Raw genomic sequence first — 19,868 nt, 5'->3', positions numbered from 1 at the left:
CATGCTGCTCGGCATCGATATCGGAACCTCCGGATCCAAGGGTGTACTGGTCGACCACGATGGCATGGTGTCGCTGAGAGCCGAACGCCCGCACCGTGTTTCGACACCCCGGCCCGGCTGGGTGGAGCATGACGCGGAGACGGTGTGGTGGGCGGACTTCCTCGCCATCACCCGGGACCTGGTGGCCGCCACCGCCGGTGAGCCCATAGACGCCATAGCGGTGAGCGGTATCGGTCCGTGCCTGCTGCCCGCCGATCGGGACGGACGGCCGTTGCGGCCCGCCATCCTCTACGGCGTGGACACCCGCGCGGGCATCGAAATCGAGGAGCTGACAGCGGAATTGGGTGCCGACACGGTGCTGGAGCGCTGCGGTTCCCCGCTCACCAGCCAGGCCGTCGGACCCAAACTGCGCTGGCTCGCCCGACATGAACCGCAGGTTTGGAAGCAGACCCGAATGCTGTTGATGGCCAGCTCATTTCTGGTGCATCGGCTCACCGGGCGCTATGTGCTGGACCATCAATCGGCCAGTCAGTGCGTACCCATGTACGACCTCATGGCGTGCGATTGGGCCACCGACTGGGCCGATTCGGTCGCCCCTGGCCTACCACTGCCCGAATTGGCCTGGCCCACGGAGACCGTCGGACGGGTCACCCCGGAAGCCGCCGCGGCGACCGGACTTCCGGTGGGGCTGCCGGTCACCACCGGCACTATCGACGCCTGGGCCGAGGCCGCCGGTGTGGGCGTCCGCGCGCCCGGTGACGTCATGATCATGTACGGCACCACCCTGTTCCTCACCCAGGTGCTCACCGAACCGCGCCCGCATCCGGGACTGTGGACCACCTGTGGAACCTGGCCCGGCACATACACATCCGCCGCGGGCATGGCGACCTCCGGCGCGGTCACCGATTGGCTGCGCACCCTCACCGGCGGCGATTTCGACGATATGGTCGACGAGGCCGCCGATGTGCCGCCCGGCAGTCGCGGCCTGTTGGTCCTGCCCTATTTCGCGGGCGAACGCACTCCGCTCTTCGATCCGGACGCCCGCGGCATCATCGCCGGACTCACCCTCACCCATGACCGCGCCGACATCTATCGCGCGGTCCTGGAGGGCATCGGTTACGGGGTCCGGCACAATCTCGAGGCCATGGCCGCCGCGGGCGGCACCCCGACCCGCCTGGTAGCCGTCGGCGGCGGCACCAAGGGCGGCCTGTGGACCCGCATCGTCTCCGATATCACCGGTCTCGCACAGCAACTCCCCGCGGATACGGTGGGCGCGGCCCTCGGCGATGCCCTGCTGGCCGCCGAATCGATCGGCCTGGACACCTCCGCGTGGAATCCGATCACCGCGACCATCGAACCGGACCCCGCCGCCACCGCTCACTACGCCCCCTACTACCGCCACTACCGCACCCTCTACGAATCCACCCGCGCCACAACCCACTTCCTCGCGGCCGAACAACACCGCGCCGCCCACACCCACCCGAAGCGGACCGGCGGGAGCTGAGGGCGGCGAAACGCGAGTTCGCTCCGCCCCGAAGTCCCGTTGATCACATGACCAGATCGGCGTGGTCGATCGGAGGACACGGCGGCGGCGAGGTGGTACAACTTGCGCCGTGGCATGGACGTTGCGGCTCAGCGAGCACGAAGAGGCTGCGCTGCACGCGCAGGCGGTACTGGAGGGACGGTCGAAACAGGAGATCACCCGGGACGCACTGCGCACCTATCTGGAGCGCCAGCGCACCTGGGATGAATACCTCTCCGACGAACCGGTGGTGTTCAGCTAACGCGGGTGTGGAGCCCGGCCAAAGACATGCCGGGATGACGGGAGGGGTCGCCGCGACCGCGCGGGGCTTCCGCGCTCAGTTGTAGTAGCTGTCGCGGATCTGGGCATAGCGGGCACGGATCGCCGCGCCCGTCGCGGGCGTGGCGGTATGGAATTCGGTGGCCTGGGGAATCGGCCAGCGCGGTGGGCGCGGGCCGCCGCGCAGGGCCCAGGCGGCTTGGCGGGCCGCACCCAGGGCGACGTATTCGCTGGGGTTGGGGACCGTCACCGTGCGGCCGAAGATGGTGGCCGCGGCGTGGGCTATCAGGCGGGAGCGGGAGGCTCCGCCGATGAGCAGAATGCGCCGGGGTGTGGTGGGCAGGTGGTCGAAGGCTTCGGCGATATTGCAGAGCATGCCCTCGATGGCGGCGCGGGCCAGATGGTGCGGGCGCATGGTCGCGGCGCGCAGACCGTGCAGACTGCCGGTGGCGTTCGGCAGGTTGGGTGTGCGTTCACCGGCGAGGTAGGGGAGCAGGGTGAGGCCGTCCGCGCCCGCGGGGGATTGGGCGGCAAGCACTTCCAGGCCGGAGAGATCGGTGCCGAGCAGGACCGCGGTGGCCTCCAGGACCCGGGCCGCGTTCAGCGTGCAGACCAGGGGCAGGAAGGCTCCGGTGGCATCGGCGAAACCGTTCACCGCGCCGGAGGGATCGGCGCTGGGGGAGGGTGAGCGGGTGAAGATGGTTCCGCTGGTGCCCAGGGACACCACCACATCACCGTCCTCGATACCCAATCCCAGTGCGGCCGCGGCATTGTCACCGGTGCCGGCGGCGATCACCCGGCCGCCCGGGGTATGCCCGGCCACCCCGGCGGGTTCGAGAACCGTTGGGAGCCCCGGACTTCGCCCGCGCAGCGCCATGGTGAGCAGATCGGGCCGATAATGCCCGGTGGCGGGCGACCAGTATCCGGTCCCGGACGCCTCCCCGCGATCGGTGGTCGGCTCCGAGTCTGGGTCCCCGCCGCGCAACTGCCAGGTCAGATAGTCGTGCGGAAGCAGTACCCGCGCAGTGCGATCGGCCAACTCCGGCTCATGGTCGGCGAACCAGCGCAGCTTGGCCACGGTATGCGCGGCCAGCGGCACACTGCCCACCGCATCCGCCCACGCCTGCGGCCCGCCCAGCTCGGCGACCAGCTGCTCGGCCGCCTCCGCCGAGCGAGTGTCGTTCCACAGCAGCGCATCCCGCACCGGCATCCCGTTACCGTCCAGCGCCACCAGTCCATGCTGCTGCCCGGCGACCGCGATCGCCTCCACGTCACGCATCATGCGATCGCAGGCCGCGCGTAGTGCGTCCCACCACAGCGCGGGCGCCACCTCGGTGCCCTCGGGATGCGCGATCTGTCTCTGCCGCAACACCGTTCCGGTGTCGGCGTCGCACACCACAAGTTTGCAGGATTGCGTCGAAGAGTCCACTCCGGCAACGACCGTCATTGGTCCTCACCCGTCCCTATCGTGCCGCCCGTCCGGGATGCAGCTGGATTTTGCGGCCGGTGCCCGCGCGGAAAGTCCGCAGGGCATCACCGAATTCGTCGAGCGCGAAATCGTGGGTGATCATGGTGTCGGCGTCGATGACGCCTTCCCCGAGCAGATCCACGGCTCGCCCGAAACTGTGCAGGACCGCCATCGAGCCGACAATGGTGATCTCGTCGTTGTAGATGCGGAACGGGGAGATGACCGCGCGCGCGTCGGCCGCCGCGACCCCGAACTGCTGATACGTGCCACCGCGCCGCACCCGTGCGAGCCCGTCCTCGATGGCGGCGATCGTTCCGCTGCAATCGATGACGATCTCCCAGCCCTCCGGCCGATCCATAGCGGCGGCGGAGACGGTGGCCGCGTCCGCGCCGAGCGTGCGCGCCACCGCGAGCCGATCGGCATTGGTATCCACCATCGAAACCGAGGCCGCCCCCGCCGCGATGGCCAATTGCAGCATGAGCAGACCCATGGTGCCCGCACCGTAGATCAGATAGTGCGAGCCGAGTTGCCTTGGCAGCACATCGAATCCGTGCACGGCGCAGGAGAGCGGCTCAACCAGCGCACCGTGCGCGGCCGAGAGATGCCCGGGGAGTCGATAACAGTTGGCGGTGGGCACTTTCACGTACTCGGCCATCGCGCCGTCGACGGTATCGCCGATGGCACCCCAGTTCTCGCAGAGATTTCCGCGCCCGATCGCGCAGTAATGACATCTCCCGCAGAACAGTGACGGATCGACCGCTACTCGATCTCCGATGCGCACGCCGGTCGAGCCCGCACCGAGAGCCACGATCTCCCCGGCGAATTCGTGCCCGGGGATGATCGGATAGGGCGTGGGCGGGAATTCACCCTCGACGATATGGATATCCGTACCGCAAATCCCGACCGCATCGACCCGTACCACCGCTTCCCCCGCCGACGGCACGGGATCCGGCACCGTTTCGACCGAGAACTGCCCTGGCTTCTCGACCACCAACGCGCGCATACAAATACCATGCACCCGATCGCCGCCCGCCCGGCGCGTTTTACCCAATAGCAATCACATCGTCGATCTCATTTCGTCCTGATTGCGGGCGGCATCAGTGGATTCGGGGGCATTACCCAACCGATTGATACCACAGCGCGGTGGTCGCCACATGTGCGTGTTCGAGCGGCAGATAGTGCCCGTCCTCGCGCCAGCCCAGCGCCTGCACGGTCGCGCGCAGGCTGTGCTCGAAACAGATCGGATCGGGAATGTGCCAGCGGTACATGCCGAATCGCTGCTGCGGCTCGTAGATGCGATCGCGCGGCTGTACCTGCACCAGGCCCAGATACGGTGTCGAGTAGGGCACCTGCGCGCCATTGAGATCGAAATTCCAAGCGCCGCCGAAATAATCCTCGGTACCGGTACCGCAGATGGTCGGGAATTCGCCGTCGTCATCGAGATAGAACTTGAGCTCACCCTCACCCCACCAGCCGGGGACACGCGGTTCGATCGCCAAATAGGTGCCGACATAGCGACCCGGACCACCCATGACTTCGACGAGTGGATGTACCGCGGGTGAACCCAGAGGATCACTACAGCGCCAGCGCGCGTGCAGATATCCCGACTCGTGTGGTACCTCTTCTTCCAGATAGGTGATCTGGTAGTACACCGGTGCCGTGCGTTCGGTGCCATTGTGCAGGGTGATGAGCGCATTCGTACCGAACGGCATGGGCCAGTAGCTGTTCAGACCGCCCGCCGGCGCCACCACCACCATCTGCGAGTTGACCAGTGCGAGTTGCTCCCAGCCATTGCAGAAGAAATCGCCGAGCGGTACCGCGATGGCCGGTTCCAGCGCACCGTCCCAATAGACCTGAAGGGTGAAGTGCCGCAGCAGGGTGCGATCGGTGGTGAGCCAGATATGCCGGATCACGCCGGGTCCGGTGATATCGGCGAGGGTGACGGTCTGCCCGGGCCCGATATCGACCGAGGGCGAGACCTTCCACCCGCGACCCAGTCCGGCGGCCGCGTAGGCCCCGGTCCCGGAGATGGCCCGCCCACCCGCACCGGGCTCACCGGTGGGGTTTTCCGCGCTGATCGAGCGGGTGCGCCGCCCGTCGAGATGCCAGATCTCCTGCACCGTGCGAATTTTCGCACGCGGTATGCCCGGGTGTCCCGGACATGCGGTCCCGGGAGTGTCCCGGATATGCGAATGCCGACGCCATCCCACACGTGGCGTCGGCATTCGAGGTGGATCAGCTACCGAACGAACCGGTGGAGACGCCACCCTTCTCGATCAACTTGTCCTGCAGCAGCTTGTAGGTCTGCGCATCGATGCCCAGGCCCTTGGAGATGAAGTCGTTCACCGAACCGAAGGACGCCACGGCCTGCGAGAACGCCGCTTCCAGGTAGTCCTTCTGTACACCGAGAACCGGCTCGAGCAGCGTACGGTCCTTCACCAGGCCCTGCGCCACGAGCGCGTCGAGGGTGGCCTTGTTACTGCCCGCGAGGCGATCGTTGGAGAGCAGGAAGTTACCGAAGATCTGATCCTGCGGGGTGCCCAGGATGGTCATCAGGAACGCGGCCATCATGCCGGTCCGGTCCTTACCGGCGGTGCAGTGGAACAGTACGCCGCCGGAGGTGGTGGCGATCTCCTTCAGCGCGGTGCCGAACTGCGCGCGGGAGGTCGGGTCGTTGACGACCCACTTGTAGTAGTCGCGCATGTACTGCGCGGCTTTGCCGTCGCCGAGCGCCGCCTGCTGGGCGTCCGGACCCGCCTGGATGAGTCCGCCGATGTAGGCGTAGAAATCCTGGTCGGGGTTGTAGATCGGCAGGGTCATGGTCGAGATCCCCGGCGGCACCTTGTCGGGGCTGGCGGCGCGCTCGGCCGGGCTGCGGAAATCGATGATCTTGGTGATGCCCGCGGCGGTCAGCGTCGACTGATCGGCATCGGTGAGCCGGTTCAGCGCGTCGGTGCGGAACACCAGACCCGACTTGATCTTTCCGTTCTGCGCACCGACGCCGCCGATGTCACGGGCGTTCGGTGCGGCCTGGAGCTTGAAGTCCGCACCGACCGGAGCCTGATGCAGGATCGCGATCGGGGCGGCGGACGCGGGGGTCATCGCGATCGGGAAGACGGTGATGAGCGCGGCGGCTACACCGGTCAGTGTTCCGCGTACTGCGCGCGTAATCGTCACTAGCGGTATTCCTTTCAATCACGGGCCGGATAGTGGGTATCCGGCCCGGGTTCATGGGCGTGCTGGCGTGGTTCGCCTGGCGGCCTGCGTGCCCACGTCGCCCGGGTGTGCCCGGGCCAGAGCAGGTTCCTGTGGATTCTTGGCCGGATGGTGTACGGGGGATGAGATCCCGGCGAACTGGCCGGCCTGCGGACTTCCAGTCCCGCTCTGCGGGATTCGAGTTGCGGCCGGGTGTTTCCCCGGCCGTGCGCTCACTCCGCGTCGGCGAGCAGGGTGATGGTGCCCGCGGCACCGTCCACCCGCACCCGCTGTCCGTCCTTCAGGCTGGTGCTGGCGGTCTTGGTGTCCACCACGCAGGGCACGCCGAATTCGCGGGCCACGATCGCGGCATGGGAAGCGGCGCCGCCGATATCGGTCACCACCGCGCCCGCGTAACCGAACATGGCGGTGTGGCCGGTATCGGTGACGGCGGCGACCAGGATGTCGCCGGGCTCGATATCGTCGTCCAGGGACAGGATTCGCTTGACGGTGCCCTCGACCACGCCGGGGCTCACGCCCAGACCGGTGAGGGTCTCGCCGACCGGGAGCGCACCGGAGATCTCCTCCGGCTCCCAGACGCCGTTGATCACATCGGGCATGCGCACGCCCTGGAAGCGAATCCGCTCGGCGCGGCGGCGGGCCACGCGCTCCTTCAGATCGGCGGGGGCCCAGAGGATTTCATCGAGGGTCAGGAAGGCCGAATCCTCGATCTCGGTGAGCTTGCCCGCCTTGATCAGGCGCGCCGCCCGCTCCTGGGTGGCCAGGCGCAGGCAATTGGTCACGCGCACAACGGCATCGCGGGCGCGCTCGCGGTAGACGGTGGCGCCGACCGCCATCTTGGCGGTGCGGCCGGTCGGCTCGGCGACCGGTTCCCGGTGCGGTGCGGGCATCTCCGCGGCGCGACCGGCGGCGGTCACCAGCAGTTCGGGGCGATCACCGAAGGTGGCGTTGACGAGTTCGCACTCACCCGGGCCGCGGTGGCCGATCCGGGCCAGCTCCTGATCCAGGGCCTTGGCGAACTCCGGCGACTTCTCCCGGGCCGCCGCGACATCACCGCTCTTTGCGATGGCCTGCAGCCCGGAGTCCTTGCGGCACAGCGCCGCCAGGCGCTCCACGGCGAGCATGGTCTTGGCCGACTCCAGGCGTTCGAGGCTGATCTTCACCTCGCCCTTGTGTGCGGCGGTGGCGGCGCCCGTCATCATGACGCCGATGGAGGCGGCCTGCCACGCCTGGTTCAGGCGGTCCCGCCACAGCAGCGCGCGGGCATGCAGCTGCTCATCGGTGAGCTCCGAAATCCGGTCCCGGTCAAGAGCTTCCGCATGCGAGGCGGCATTGATCAGCTCCGCGGTCTTGCGGAAGCTCATGGCGGTCGCGCCGACCCGGCCCAATGCTTTGAAGGTGCCCAGCTTGGCCGCGAAACCCGAGGCCATGGCGGGGCGACCCTTCGGATGCAGCTCCACATCGCCGATCGCGCCGTAGACATCGCGGCGCACACTCTCCTCGTCCCAGCCGGGCATGTTCTCGGCCGAGAAGACGCCGATGGAGGCGTTGATGTACATATGATGGCCCATCACGCCGGTCACACGAGAGACCCAGTGCTCCAGCGCTTCTCCCTCGATGGCGATCATATGGCCCATGGCCTCGTTGCCCAGGCGGATCGCACCGGCCTGCAAATCGATGGTGAGCGGAGTGAGCGGGCCGGGCAGGGCCTCGGAGGTATTGGTGGCGGTGAAGACCGGGATGCGGTCGTCCATCAGATCGTCGAATTCGCCCTGAAGTCCTTGGGGCGCGGAGTCTTTGAGCTGATAGCCATCCGAGGTGGGCGCGTTCTGCGGCACCACGTGCGAGGGCAGCGGGATCGCGCCCCGGCGATCGCGAATACCGGAACCGGCGGCCTTGCGACCGTGCAGGCCGCGCGCCACATCGGCGACGGTCTCGCGGGCGGTCCAGCCGAAGCGGAAACCCCACTCCTCGCGGGCGGCGGTGGTATCGACCTGCGCGCGGTTCGATGCCGAACGGGGCAGCCACGCGGCGTATTTCACGCCCGCGTCCTTCAGCGCCGCGCGCACGTCATCGCCGGAGACCTCACCCGGGGCGGCCAGGCCGACCGTACCGCCGCGCTGGGAGAGCGCCGCGAGCACCAGGAAGCGCTCCAGATCGTCATAGTGCAGCACCTGTAATGCGGTATTGCCGCGCGCACCGGCCAGATTCTCCAGCGCGCGCCAGCTGCCGGCGTCCATGCGGCGGCCCGCGACCAGGGCGGTGCGCACGATCAGCGCATCCACGCCACTGCCGCGCAAAGTGTTCTCGACGGTCGAATCCGAGCCCGCCGCAACGGGAATCACCAGACGCGCACCGGCATCCTTTGCGGCCGAGGCGATTGCGGCGACCGCGCGGCCCGCGAGATGCACGACGGCATCCGCACCGGCCACCGCGCGGGCGCAGATCTGCTTATCGGACAGATCGCCGACGATCACCTCGACACGCGGGTCCACCAAACGGTTGCGCTGCCGGTCCAGGCCGACGACCTCGTGCCCGGCCGCCAGCAGCATGCGTGCCACGGAACGACCGCTCAGCTCGGTGACTCCGGTGACCAGAATCCGCATTGACTCTCCTCCAACTCGTGCGACGCCCCCAACCACAGTGACGCCGTTCACACACCATCCCCAGTGCGCTGCTCCGCTACTGGTCGCAGTCCCGGTCAACGGGATCTGAGAGTCGGTGAGCAAGATGGAGAGCTATGTCCACCGCACCCGAGAGGGCACCGTGCAGGACATGACAGCGCGGAATTCGGTGACGCCCCGGGCGGCCGTCGAGGTGAGCCACTACGACTTCGAGACCGATGTACTGGTCGTCGGCTACGGTGCCGCCGGTGCCGCGGCGGCGTTCGAGGCCGCGCGCACCGAGGCGCGGGTGCTCATCATCGACCGTTCCGGCGGTGCGGGCGGGGCCTCGGCCATGTCCGGCGGCGAGATCTACCTCGGCGGCGGCACGCCGATTCAGATCGCCTGCGGATACGACGACACCCCCGAGGCCATGGCCGCGTTCCTGAAGGCCGCCATGGGCGCGGGCGCGGATCACGCCAAGATCGACGAGTACAGCGCGGGCAGTGTCGAGCATTTCCACTGGCTGGTGGATCGGGGCGTGCCGTTCAAGCCGATCATGTGGGATGCGCCCACCTGGGTGCCGCCCACCGATGACGGGCTCATGTGGTTGGGCGAGAACAGTTGGCCCTTCACCGAATCGGCGCATCCGGCACCGCGTGGGCATCGGCCGACCGCCAATGACTTCGGCGGGAAGCTGCTCATGGAGTGCCTGTCGGCCGCTGCCGAATCAGCCGGTGCGACAACGCTGTTCGATACCCAGGCGGTGACGCTGATCGTGGACGAGGACGGCGTGGTCACGGGTGTGGTCGCGCGGCGATACGGTGCCGAGATCACCATTCTTGCCCATCGCGGCGTCATCCTCACCACCGGCGGCTTCGTCGACAATGACGCCATGCTGAGCGCGCACGCGCCGGAACTGTTGGGACACACCAAGGTCAGTGCCGGTACCGATGACGGCAGCGGTATTCGGATGGCACAGGCGCTGGGCGCGGCCGTGCGCCATATGTCCTCCGGTCAGGTGGGCATGTCATTGATTCCCGGCCTGGCCGCGCGCGGCATGGTCGTGAACGCGCGCGGTCAGCGCTTCATCAACGAGGACACCTATCCCGGCCGGATCGGTCAGGCCGCGCTGTACCGAAACAATATGGGCGGCAGCTGGGCCGGGGGCGATACCGCGGTCTGGGTCATCGTCGACGAGGAGGGCTTCGAAGACGTCCCCGAACCCCAGCGCTGGGGCGTGCGACCCACACATGTCGCCGAAACCCCCGAAGAGCTGGAGCAATTGACCGGCCTGCCGACGGGATCGCTCACCGCCACCATTGCCCGCTACAACGAATCAGCAATGGGCGGAGCGGATCTCGATCTGCACAAGGCCGCACGCTGGCTCCGCCCCCTCACCCCGCCGCTGGCCGCCATCGATGTGAAGGCGGGGATCCGCCCACCGGCCGAGGCGGGCGATCGTCGCGGCACCGGAGCCTCGGTCTTCACCCTCGGCGGCCTGCACACCGACCTCGACGGCCACGTCCTGGACCTCAACGGCGATCGCATCCCCGGCCTCTTCGCCGCGGGTCGCGCCGCCAACGGCCTGCACGGCTTCGGCTATATCTCCGGCACCTCCCTCGGTGACGGCACCTTCTTCGGCCGCCGCGCCGGAACGGCTGCCGCCCGCACGGAATAGGCGACTAGTTCTCGGCGGCGGTGCGCAGATTGGCCAGCCACGCCTCGAGTCCGGCGCCGAGGTATTGGGTGGAGGTCGGCACATCCGCCTCCACCTGGGCTCCACTCCAGTTCTCCTCGGTGCGCACCAGCGTGCCGCCCGGGACCGGGATGAAGTTCCAGACGTGGATGCCGCCGTCGATGCTCATGCCATCGCCGAGTGCCGGGCCGCTCCAGCGCAAGCACTGCTGCGGCTGCGCCTGATGCACCGTCGAGGTGATGGTCAGCGTGGTCGCTGGCGTCGTGGCCGTGGCGGGAACCGGTGTGGTCCACCGGAATTGCGAATTCGCCTGGAGCGGACCGGAATCCAGTCGCTGCATGCTCGTGACGGGTTCCTGCCAGGACGGCCACCCCTGCACATCGGTCTGCAGATTCCAGATCTTGTCCAGCGGCGCTTCGATCAGGGCCTCGGTCCGGTAGTGGATCGGCGCGGTCGTATTGATGGTCTGCCCCTCGCAGGAGAGCGGGGTCTTGTCGGCGGTGGAACCATCCGCCAGCGTCGGTGCGGCGGTCGCGCCCAGCGTTGCGACGCTCAATGCGATCCCGATCACGGCACTGGTGAGTCGAGTGGAGGTCATCGTCCTGCTCCTAAGTAATTGGTTATTGTGTTAGTTAGAGGGTATAACTCCTGTCGGTGATAGGCAAGAGCAACAGTGATACCCTCTAACTCATGACGAACGCCGAGGTGAAGACCCCCCGCGAGCGCTACCGCGAACAAATGCGAGCCGAAATCAAGCAGTGCGCCCGCGACCAGATCGCCACCGCGGGCGCCTCCGCCCTCTCCCTCAACGCCATAGCCAAACACCTGGGCATGTCCGGCCCCGCCCTCTACCGCTACTACGCCAACCGAGACGCCCTGATCACAGACCTGATCCGAGACGCCTACCGCTCTCTGGCCGACACCTTCCGCACAGCCCGAGACGCCGGAGCTCAACCCCCCGAACTAGCCGCCGCCCTGCGCGATTGGGCACTCGCTGATCCCCACCGCTACCTCTTGATCTACGGCACCCCCGTCCCCGGCTACCACGCCCCCGCCGACACCACCGCAATCTCCGACGAAGTCATGCACGCCCTCCTCGAAGTCATGCTCCCCGCCCAAGCACTGACCTTCTGGACCCGCCTACACGGCGTCCTCTCCCTGGAACTCGCAGGCCACTTCACCGGCATGAGCGTCGACCCCGCCACCCTCTTCGCCAACGAAGTGAATTCCCTTGTGGGCGAGTGACGTCCGATGGAATAGTCGGGCGCGGAAGGAGTAATCCCGTGTTCTCGAACGAATCACAGCTCAGCGACCTCCTCGCCGAGTATCGATCCCTGGAAGTCCGCCTAGCCGACCCGTCGCGCTACGTCGACCCGGTCGAGCTGCGTCGCGTATGCGATCGCTTCGAGCAGCTCGAGCCCGTCGCGGTCGCATACACCTGACTGCGCGCGGCCCAGGACGACCTCACCGCAGGTGAACAGCTCGCGGTCGCAGACCCGTCATTCAGCGCCGAACTACCCGAACTCCACTGTCGGGTAGTCGAATTGACACACCGTCTCACCGAGTTGTCGAGGGCCTTGGATACCAACGGCCTGGACAACGCCCTGCTGGAAATCACGGCGGTTCGAGACGATATCGACTCCTGCTACTTCACCGCCGATCTGGCTCGTATATATGAGCGCTTCGCTGAGTCCCGCGGCTGGCGAACCGAGATCCTCGAGACCCGGAGCCTCGGCTACCACTGGACGCACGTCACCCTGTCTATCGCCGGCCGCAGCGGCACCTGGCCCGCCTTTGAGTTCGAGAGCGGCTTGCATCAGGCGCGTCGTTACTCGTTCGACGGACCGCCCGGCCGAATCGTGAAGGTTGCCGCCGAGGTCCTCGCCTACCCCGAATGCCGTTGGTGGACAACAAGCCACCTCGATCCGAAGGATATCCGCATCGACCAGTACAACTACGGCCGCAGTTGCTGTGGCAACGGCAGCCGCGGTGCTGTCCGCCTGACCCACCTCCCCACCGGCATCACCGCCGACAGTGAAGGCGCCTACACCCGGGCCCCCAGCAGGCAACGCGCCATGGAACTGCTATCCGCCCGCCTGTCCGCTGTCACCGAAGGCCGTGCCCGCACAGCGCAATACGGCAGACTGCGCACCAACTCCGCCACCGACCACATCCGCCCGCTCGGGTTATAGGGCATTGGCGAGGCGCATCAGGCCCCCGAGTAGAGCGATCCCGGCCAGAACGAGGAGCGGAATGAGAACTCTCGGCCCGCCCCAACTCTCGCGCCAATAGCGCTTGATCAGCGGGATATCGTTGAGGCGGCGGTACAGGGGTGGGATCCAGTAGATGACGATCAGGACGGTCATCGCCGCGATGTCCATGACGGCGAGTATCAGCACCAGGTTGATCATCGATTCCGACTCCCGCACTCACCATGGGAATGAATTGCCTTGTCGTTCAAGTGGAGTGGACGATACCGGGGATCAGCGGATCTCGCGCGGGTGAAGAGCCCGCCGAGGATGAGGAAGGCCTAGGCATGCGATCACCAGGAACTGGTGGCGGGATTTTGTCCGTATGCCCCTCCGTGAGTTCCTGGTGATCAAGCGTCCAGGGGCGCGAGGGAGTGGACGAAAACGCCGTCTGCGTTCAGTAGCGCCTAGTGTTGCCCCATGGCAGCCGCGAGGGTGTGGTCAGTGACGTCGGCGACTCCAACCGAGGAGGATGCGCAGACGATCGCTCGAACCGTAGTCGCGGAACGGCTTGCCGCTGGTGCTGAGGTGACCGGACCCGCGATGTCGGTGTTTTGGCACAACGACGAGCTGGGCGAGGGGCAGGAATGGCGAGTGACGCTCAAGACCTCGGCTGTCGTTCGAGACAGGCTGGCGGCCCGGATTCTCGAACTGCACCCTTGGGCAGGTAGCTCCGAAATCACCGCTTCCCCGGTGGAATGGGCCATGGACCGGTACGCCGACTGGGTCGAAAAGTTCACAGCTGCAAAGGAATAGGCGCACGCGCGGCTTTGGCCCGGCGCGCGAGATTCCCGGCCTCGGCCACTCCCGCCGCCGATGCCCGTGTGCTGAGCACCGCCGACGGGCTGGGAGTCGAACAGATCGGGAAGATCGTCGCAGTGCCGCGGCTCGGCCCCGGGATGACGCTGACCGATGATGCGGTGCGCCGGACCCTGCTTCGCCTCGAGGCTCGTGGTTTGGCCGAGAATCGTTCCGGGGGTTGGCAACTCACCGTTCGTGGTCGTGTTCTGTGGGCGAGCAAGGGAAGCCTTTTCACGCTTTAGGCGGCCCCCGAGCACCGTCGTCACCGGTTGCTGTCAGCAGGGGGGGCGCGGGCGAGGGGGTCGCGGCGAGGTAGGCGTCCACGTCGGCTGCTTCGCTGCGGACCATCGGGTCGGGGTATCGGCTGCTGGGGTGTAACCCTCGCCTCCAGCCTTGGGGTGTGGGGGCACACTGGAGGGATGGATCCTGTCGTGGCTCTGCGTCAGATCGCGTACTACAAGGACCGTGCCCGCGAGGACACCAGGCGGGTGATGGCCTATCGGAAGGCCGCCGATGTCGTGGAGGCGCTGGACGAGGGGCGGCGGCAGGAGCTGGGGCGGACGAACGGGTGGCAGTCGCTGGCGGGGGTGGGGCCCAAGACGGCGGCAGTGATCGCGCAGGCCTTGGCGGGGCGCGAGCCCGATGTGCTGGTCCAATTACGAGGTGCGGCAAAGGATTTGGGTGGCGGACCGGTGCGCGCGGCGCTGCGGGGGGATCTGCATCTGCATTCGAATTGGTCGGATGGGGTCGCGCCCATCGCGGAGATGATGGCGGCGGCGCGGGCGCTGGGGCATGAATACTGCGCGCTCACTGATCACTCGCCGCGGTTGACGGTGGCCAATGGGTTGTCGGCGGAGCGGTTGCGGGAGCAGTTGGATGTCATCGACGGGCTGCGGGAGCAGTTCGCGCCGATGCGGATTCTCACCGGAATCGAGGTGGACATACTCGATGACGGGTCGCTGGATCAGGAACCGGAGCTGCTCGAGCGGCTCGATATCGTGGTCGCCAGCGTGCACTCCAAGCTGAAGATGGAGTCCGCCGCCATGACCAGGCGCATGGTGCGCGCGGTCTCGGGCGGTCAGGCCGACATACTCGGGCACTGCACCGGCAGGCTCGTCGAAGGTAATCGTGGTACCCGGCCCGAGTCGGCCTTCGATGCCGAGCAGGTGTTCACCGCCTGCCGGGAGTACGGCACCGCGGTGGAGATCAACTCCAGACCCGAACGGCGCGATCCGCCGACCCGGCTATTGCGCATGGCCCTGGAGATCGGCTGCGAATTCTCCATCGACACCGACGCGCACGCGCCCGGCCAACTCGACTTCCTCGGCTATGGCGCACAGCGGGCCTTGGACAATGGCGTGCCCGTCGCGCGCATCATCAATACCTGGCCGGTCGATAAGCTGCTGACCTGGACCGATTCCTGAGCCCTAGCCGACGGCCGCGATGAGCAGCGCGCCGATCAGCGCCAGTCCGAATCCGGCCACCACCGCACAGATCAGTCCGCGAATCAGCCACGGCCCAATGGCTTTCGAGATGAAGTACCCCGCGGTGCCGCCGAGCGCGGCCAGCGCCACGCCTTCCCCCATGACCAGATAGAAGATCGACGCCATCAGCGCGTTGATGGTGTCGCCGAGCCCGCTGGCATAGTCGCCGAACGGAATCGGGAACCGGAGCAGAATCCCGACGATCGCCGCGGCGATGGGAGCGGTCAGCACGGCGGCGATCCCGCCCCAGGCCGATACCGCCCACGGCACCAGGATGGTGGACCGGTCACCCTCGATTCGCATGCGCGCCAATCCTCCCGACTCGTCGTAGCGCAATCGTAGATTCCGCGACCCGAGCGGCCGCGCCGGAACTCTCGCACCGCGCGCCGTGACTGCCCGGGTATCGACAGGGAGGCTGCGCGTGTCGCTTAGCCGAAGGGTTGCTGAAGGCGGGAAGACTCGCGGTATGACTACCGAGTCGCGGCCGGGGGAGTCGCTGCCTACGCGCATCTGGGACTGGTTGCGGACGATCGAGCACACCATCAGGCCCAACTACACCGGCGTGGTGGTCGGCGCGATCTTCTTCGCCTGGTCGGTCTCGCCGTCCCTGCTGCCGCGCGAGTGGATCTTCCAGGGCCTGGTCAGCGGTATCAGCGCGGTGATCGGATACGGCGTCGGCTGCGTCCTGGACTGGGCGTTCCGGCGCTGGGTACGACCGCGGCTGCCCGCCTCGGTGACGCGATGGGCAGGGCTGTGGCAGCCCTCGGACCGGGCCCGGCAGCTCACCAAGATCGTGATCATCATCGGCGCGGCGGTGGGCGCCGCGGCGGTGCTGGCCCGCTCCGCGCGCTGGCAGCGCGATCTGGAGACGCTGATGGGGATGGCCCCGACCGCCACCTCCAGTTATCTGCGCACCGAACTGCTGGCGGCCGCGACGGTCGCCCTGGTGATCGGCGCGTATCGCGCGGTGCGCTGGTTCTTCCGGTGGCTGATCCGGGTGCTCAATATCGACTGGCGGATTCCGCGCGCGGTCGCGGTACCGGGCGCGGTGGTGGTGATCGTGGTGCTCTCGGTTCTGCTGTTCCAGGGTGTCCTCGCGAAAGCCTTCTTCTCCGTGGCGAATTCGGCCTTCAGCGTGCGCAACAGCAATACCTCACCCGCGGCGATCCAGCCGCAGCTACCCGAGCGCTCGGGCAGCCCGCAATCACTCGCACCGTGGAATACCCTCGGCTCGGAGGGGCGCTGGTTCGTCTCGTATGTGCCGACCGCCGCGCGTATCGCCGAGGTGACGGGAAAGCCCGCGCGCGAACCGATTCGGGTGTACGCCGGATTGGAATCGGCCGAGACCGAGCAGGATATCGCCGATCTGGTGGTCAAGGAGCTCGATCGCACCAATGCGTGGGAACGCCAGGCGCTGGTGGTGGTGACCACCACCGGCACCGGCTGGGTGGACTCCACCACCGCCGAATCCATCGAATTCATGTACGGCGGCGACAGTGCCATCGCGGCGACCCAGTACTCGTATCTGCCGAGCGTGCTGTCCTTCCTCTCCGATAAGCAGAAGGCCGCCGATGCCGGGCGGCTGGTGGTGCACGCCGTGCACGAACGCTGGGCCACCCTGCCGCCGGAGCATCGCCCGAAACTGCTGATCTACGGCGAGAGTCTGGGCTCGCAGGGTTCCGAGGCCGCCTTCACCGGACTCGATGACATTCGCACCCTGGTCGACGGCGTGCTGTGGGTCGGACCGCCGAATTCGAATCGGTTGTGGACGCAGTTCACCGAGCGCCGCGATCCGGGCACGCCCGAGATCCTGCCCATCTACGCGGACGGTCTCGCGGTGCGCTTCGGCGCTACCGGGGACGACCTGAAACGTCCTGACCGGCAATGGCTTTCGCCTCGCATCGTATATCTCCAGCACGCCTCGGACCCCATCGTCTGGTGGTCGCCGGATCTGCTGTTCACCCAACCGGATTGGCTGAAGGAGCCGCGCGGTTCGGATGTCTCCCAATCCATTCGCTGGTGGCCGATCGTCACCTTCTGGCAGATCAGCGCCGACCTCGCGCACGCCCAGAAGGTCCCCTCCGGTCACGGCCACCGCTACGGCACCACGGTGCTGGACGCGTGGGCGCAGGTCGTCCAACCCGCCGACTGGACACCCGAACTCACCGAGCGCATTCGTCAAGCCCTCGATGAGAACATCACCTGGGAGTATGCGCATAAATAGCTGATCGACCGGGCGCAAGGCTTTGGCAGCTACCTGCCAGGAATTCCGTTGACCGGGACTTTTCGACTCGGCATAGTACCGCGCGCCATAGCGTCGGGTGCAGGAACCACTGCACGAGGAGGAAACACCCGCATGACTAACAAGGTGCTCGATCGGGTTCGCGATCTGCTGCCCGCGATCCGGGAACGCGCGGTGCAGGCCGAAGAGCAGCGGCGGGTGCCCGACGCCAGCATTGCCGAACTCACCGAGGCAGGTGTGTTCCGCATGCTGCAGCCCAAGCGATTCGGCGGCGCGGAAACCTCCCCGGTGGACTTCTACCAGGTGGTGCGCGCGGTCGCGACGGCCTGCCCGTCCACCGCGTGGGTGACCTCGGTGCTGGGCGCGCACCCGTGGCAGCTGGCGCTGTTCGACGATCGCGCACAGCAGGATGTGTGGGGCGAGAATCCGGACATTCTGGTGTCGTCCTCCTACGCGCCGACCGGCAAGCTGGTCGCCGTCGAGGGCGGGTTCGAGATGTCCGGCCGCTGGAGCTTCTCCTCGGGCTGCGATCACGCGCAGTGGGTGTTCCTGGGCGCGCTGCTGCCCACCGAGCAGGGGATGGACTACTTCACGGTGCTGGTGCCGCGCACCGACTACCGCATCGACGACGTCTGGAATGTGTCGGGCCTGTCCGGCACCGGCTCCAATGACATCGTCATCGAGCAGGCTTTCGTCCCGGCCTACCGCATGTACTCCGCCACCGATCAGGCCAATCTGATCGGACCCGGCCAGCAGGTGAATACCGCTCCGCTGTACAAGATCTCGTTCGGCAGCGTCTTCTCCAACACCATCACCGCGCCCATCATCGGCGCGGCCGAGGGTGCGTACGAGGCGCATATCGAGCGGCAGCGCGAGCGGGTGCGGCTGTCCTACGGCGGTCAGAAGGTCTCCGACGATCCGTTCGCGCATGTGCGAATCGCCCGCGCCGCCAGTGAGATCGACGCCGCCATTCTGCAGATGGAGCGCAATACCTCAGAGCAGCTGCGCTATGCCGAAGCGGGCGAGGAGATTCCGTTCGAGCTGCGGCTGCGCGCCCGGCGCGATCAGGTGCGCGGCACCGAACGCGCTTTGGAGGCAATCGATCTGCTGTTCAAGAACTCCGGTGGGCACTCCATCAAGAAGCCCAATCCGATCGAACGGCACTGGCGCGACGCGCACGCCGGCAGCGTGCACGCCATCAATGACGTGGAGCGGGCGCTGGCCATGTTCGGTAAGGGAGCGATGGGCCTCGAGGTCGCGGATCGGATGCTGTGAATGACTCCGACCGTTGAGAATACCGAGCGCTGGGTCACCGTCGACGGGCACGAGTTGCGGTATCACGAGGCGGGCTCCGGTGCGCCGCTGGTGCTGCTGCACGGCTCCGGCGCGGGTGTTTCGGGCTGGGCCAACTTCGGCAACAACCTGCCCGTCCTGGCCGAGCACTTCCGCTGTCTGATCCTGGATCAGCCCGGCTTCGGTGCCAGTGGACGCCCGGAAGTGTACGAGCGCAATTACCTTCGCATCGCGGCCGATGCGGTACTCGGGCTGCTCGACGAGCTCGGCATCGAAAAGGCGCATCTGCTCGGCAATTCCATGGGCGGCGGGGTGGCGGCTCTGCTGGCGCTGGATCATCCGGACCGGGTGGACCGCGTGGTGCTCATGGCACCGGGCGGTGTCGGGGTGAATGTGCTCGGACCCGAACCGTCCGAGGGCATTCGGCGGTTGATGGAGTACAACGCCAACCCGAGTGACGAGCGCGCCATGGGTTTCCTGCGGGCGATGGTCTGCAACGAGGCCACCCTCACCGAAGAGCTCGTGGCGACGCGGCTGAAGGCCGCGGCCGACCCGCGTGGCCAGGCCGCCCTGCGCGATGCCTACGCCACCTTCTACAACCCGAAAATGGCTGAGCCGCTCCCGCTCTGGGCGCGACTGAAGAGCCTGCGGCATGAGGTTCTCATGCTGTGGGGCCAGGACGACCGCGTCACACCGGTCGAGGGCGCGCTCTTTCCCGCTCGCCAGCTTCCCAATGCCGATCTGCGCATCTTCTCGCGCTGTGGGCACTGGGTGATGGTGGAGCGCAAGGACGCCTTCGAACGGGCTGTGATCGAATTCCTGGAGAACGGCCTGTAAGACAACGATTCGCGCCCGCCCTGGACTGTTCCGGTGGCGGGCGCGAAGTCGTTCATCGAGACACGCTGTGGTGCTGCGGGTGTGGATCCCGGCCAAAAGCGCGCCGGGATGACGGAGGACCTCTCTCGAGGTGGGGCGGGACGAACGGTATTTCGGTTGCGGCCGAGGTGCGCGG

20 protein-coding genes are annotated in these 19,868 nt (G+C 67.2%); 12 read left to right on the top strand and 8 right to left on the bottom strand.

Annotation, left to right across the window (positions count from 1 at the left end; genetic code table 11):
* Window position 1 precedes the first annotated feature (1 nt).
* Both OHB26_RS02475 and OHB26_RS02470 read left to right on the top strand, forming a co-directional pair.
* A complete protein-coding gene (locus OHB26_RS02475; protein ID WP_330182610.1) occupies window positions 2–1,504 on the top strand; it encodes an FGGY-family carbohydrate kinase in 1,503 nt (500 codons plus the stop codon).
* A gap of 109 nt (window positions 1,505–1,613) precedes the next feature.
* Entirely contained in the window at window positions 1,614–1,784 is a 171-nt protein-coding gene (locus OHB26_RS02470; RefSeq protein WP_330182609.1) for a hypothetical protein, read from the top strand.
* Window positions 1,785–1,859: 75 nt separating this feature from the next.
* Here OHB26_RS02470 and xylB read toward each other — a convergent pair whose 3' ends face one another.
* The 5 genes from xylB to OHB26_RS02445 all read right to left on the bottom strand — a co-directional run bounded on the left by xylB (window position 1,860) and on the right by OHB26_RS02445 (window position 9,091).
* A complete protein-coding gene (gene xylB / locus OHB26_RS02465; RefSeq protein WP_330182608.1) occupies window positions 1,860–3,248 on the bottom strand; it encodes a xylulokinase in 1,389 nt (462 codons plus the stop codon).
* A 16-nt stretch (window positions 3,249–3,264) separates the two neighbouring features.
* Window positions 3,265–4,272, bottom strand: coding sequence for a zinc-dependent alcohol dehydrogenase family protein (locus tag OHB26_RS02460; protein ID WP_330182607.1), 1,008 nt, complete (start codon window positions 4,270–4,272; stop codon window positions 3,265–3,267).
* A gap of 112 nt (window positions 4,273–4,384) precedes the next feature.
* Window positions 4,385–5,389, bottom strand: coding sequence for a glycoside hydrolase family 172 protein (locus tag OHB26_RS02455; RefSeq protein WP_330182606.1), 1,005 nt, complete (start codon window positions 5,387–5,389; stop codon window positions 4,385–4,387).
* A gap of 115 nt (window positions 5,390–5,504) precedes the next feature.
* Entirely contained in the window at window positions 5,505–6,446 is a 942-nt protein-coding gene (locus tag OHB26_RS02450; RefSeq protein WP_330182605.1) for a tyrosine-protein phosphatase, read from the bottom strand.
* A gap of 251 nt (window positions 6,447–6,697) precedes the next feature.
* Window positions 6,698–9,091: a PEP-utilizing enzyme gene (locus OHB26_RS02445; RefSeq protein WP_330182604.1), complete on the bottom strand. Its 2,394-nt coding sequence runs from the start codon at window positions 9,089–9,091 to the stop codon at window positions 6,698–6,700.
* Window positions 9,092–9,260: 169 nt separating this feature from the next.
* Between OHB26_RS02445 and OHB26_RS02440 the strand changes: the two genes are divergently transcribed.
* Window positions 9,261–10,769, top strand: coding sequence for an FAD-dependent oxidoreductase (locus OHB26_RS02440; protein ID WP_442942979.1), 1,509 nt, complete (start codon window positions 9,261–9,263; stop codon window positions 10,767–10,769).
* A gap of 4 nt (window positions 10,770–10,773) precedes the next feature.
* Here the strand turns inward: OHB26_RS02440 and OHB26_RS02435 are convergent, their stop codons facing one another.
* On the bottom strand, window positions 10,774–11,385 hold the full coding sequence (locus OHB26_RS02435; RefSeq protein ID WP_330182603.1) for an SRPBCC family protein: 612 nt from the start codon (window positions 11,383–11,385) through the stop codon (window positions 10,774–10,776).
* Window positions 11,386–11,477: 92 nt separating this feature from the next.
* Here OHB26_RS02435 and OHB26_RS02430 point away from each other — a divergent pair, with 92 nt between their 5' ends.
* The 3 genes from OHB26_RS02430 to OHB26_RS02420 are packed head-to-tail and all read left to right on the top strand — an operon-like array spanning window position 11,478 to window position 12,979.
* Window positions 11,478–12,032 carry a TetR/AcrR family transcriptional regulator gene (locus tag OHB26_RS02430; RefSeq protein ID WP_330182602.1) on the top strand — a complete coding sequence of 185 codons (555 nt, stop codon included), beginning with the start codon at window positions 11,478–11,480 and terminating at the stop codon, window positions 12,030–12,032.
* Between the two features lie 38 nt (window positions 12,033–12,070).
* On the top strand, window positions 12,071–12,229 hold the full coding sequence (locus OHB26_RS02425) for a hypothetical protein (RefSeq protein WP_330182601.1): 159 nt from the start codon (window positions 12,071–12,073) through the stop codon (window positions 12,227–12,229).
* The gene (locus OHB26_RS02420; RefSeq protein WP_330185468.1) at window positions 12,230–12,979 is read left to right on the top strand and encodes a PCRF domain-containing protein; all 750 of its coding nucleotides are present in this window, start codon (window positions 12,230–12,232) and stop codon (window positions 12,977–12,979) included.
* Here the strand turns inward: OHB26_RS02420 and OHB26_RS02415 are convergent.
* Window positions 12,974–13,198 carry a hypothetical protein gene (locus tag OHB26_RS02415; RefSeq protein ID WP_330182600.1) on the bottom strand — a complete coding sequence of 75 codons (225 nt, stop codon included), beginning with the start codon at window positions 13,196–13,198 and terminating at the stop codon, window positions 12,974–12,976. The two genes, OHB26_RS02420 and OHB26_RS02415, sit on opposite strands and share 6 nt — an antisense overlap.
* A gap of 282 nt (window positions 13,199–13,480) precedes the next feature.
* On the opposite strand from OHB26_RS02415, the gene cutA reads away from it, so the two are divergent.
* The 3 genes from cutA (at window position 13,481) to OHB26_RS02400 (ending at window position 15,261) form a co-directional block, all read left to right on the top strand.
* Window positions 13,481–13,792, top strand: coding sequence for a divalent-cation tolerance protein CutA (gene cutA, locus OHB26_RS02410; RefSeq protein ID WP_330182599.1), 312 nt, complete (start codon window positions 13,481–13,483; stop codon window positions 13,790–13,792).
* Window positions 13,793–13,860: 68 nt separating this feature from the next.
* On the top strand, window positions 13,861–14,079 hold the full coding sequence (locus OHB26_RS02405; RefSeq protein WP_330182598.1) for a hypothetical protein: 219 nt from the start codon (window positions 13,861–13,863) through the stop codon (window positions 14,077–14,079).
* Between the two features lie 177 nt (window positions 14,080–14,256).
* Window positions 14,257–15,261, top strand: a complete 1,005-nt coding sequence (locus OHB26_RS02400; protein ID WP_330182597.1) for a PHP domain-containing protein — start codon at window positions 14,257–14,259, stop codon at window positions 15,259–15,261.
* A 3-nt stretch (window positions 15,262–15,264) separates the two neighbouring features.
* Here OHB26_RS02400 and OHB26_RS02395 read toward each other — a convergent pair whose 3' ends face one another.
* Window positions 15,265–15,624, bottom strand: coding sequence for a hypothetical protein (locus tag OHB26_RS02395; RefSeq protein ID WP_330182596.1), 360 nt, complete (start codon window positions 15,622–15,624; stop codon window positions 15,265–15,267).
* A 163-nt stretch (window positions 15,625–15,787) separates the two neighbouring features.
* Here OHB26_RS02395 and OHB26_RS02390 point away from each other — a divergent pair, with 163 nt between their 5' ends.
* The 3 genes from OHB26_RS02390 (at window position 15,788) to OHB26_RS02380 (ending at window position 19,693) form a co-directional block, all read left to right on the top strand.
* Window positions 15,788–17,545, top strand: coding sequence for an alpha/beta hydrolase (locus OHB26_RS02390; RefSeq protein WP_330182595.1), 1,758 nt, complete (start codon window positions 15,788–15,790; stop codon window positions 17,543–17,545).
* Between the two features lie 132 nt (window positions 17,546–17,677).
* The gene (gene hsaA, locus OHB26_RS02385; protein ID WP_330182594.1) at window positions 17,678–18,838 is read left to right on the top strand and encodes a 3-hydroxy-9,10-secoandrosta-1,3,5(10)-triene-9,17-dione monooxygenase oxygenase subunit; all 1,161 of its coding nucleotides are present in this window, start codon (window positions 17,678–17,680) and stop codon (window positions 18,836–18,838) included.
* Window positions 18,839–19,693: an alpha/beta fold hydrolase gene (locus OHB26_RS02380; protein WP_330182593.1), complete on the top strand. Its 855-nt coding sequence runs from the start codon at window positions 18,839–18,841 to the stop codon at window positions 19,691–19,693. It abuts the gene before it with no gap.
* Window positions 19,694–19,868: the final 175 nt, after the last annotated feature.

Source organism: Nocardia sp. NBC_01503, from assembly GCF_036327755.1.
GTDB lineage: Bacteria > Actinomycetota > Actinomycetes > Mycobacteriales > Mycobacteriaceae > Nocardia.
Note: the sequence above shows the minus strand (reverse complement) of the source record. Positions and strands in the feature narration are given on the sequence as shown.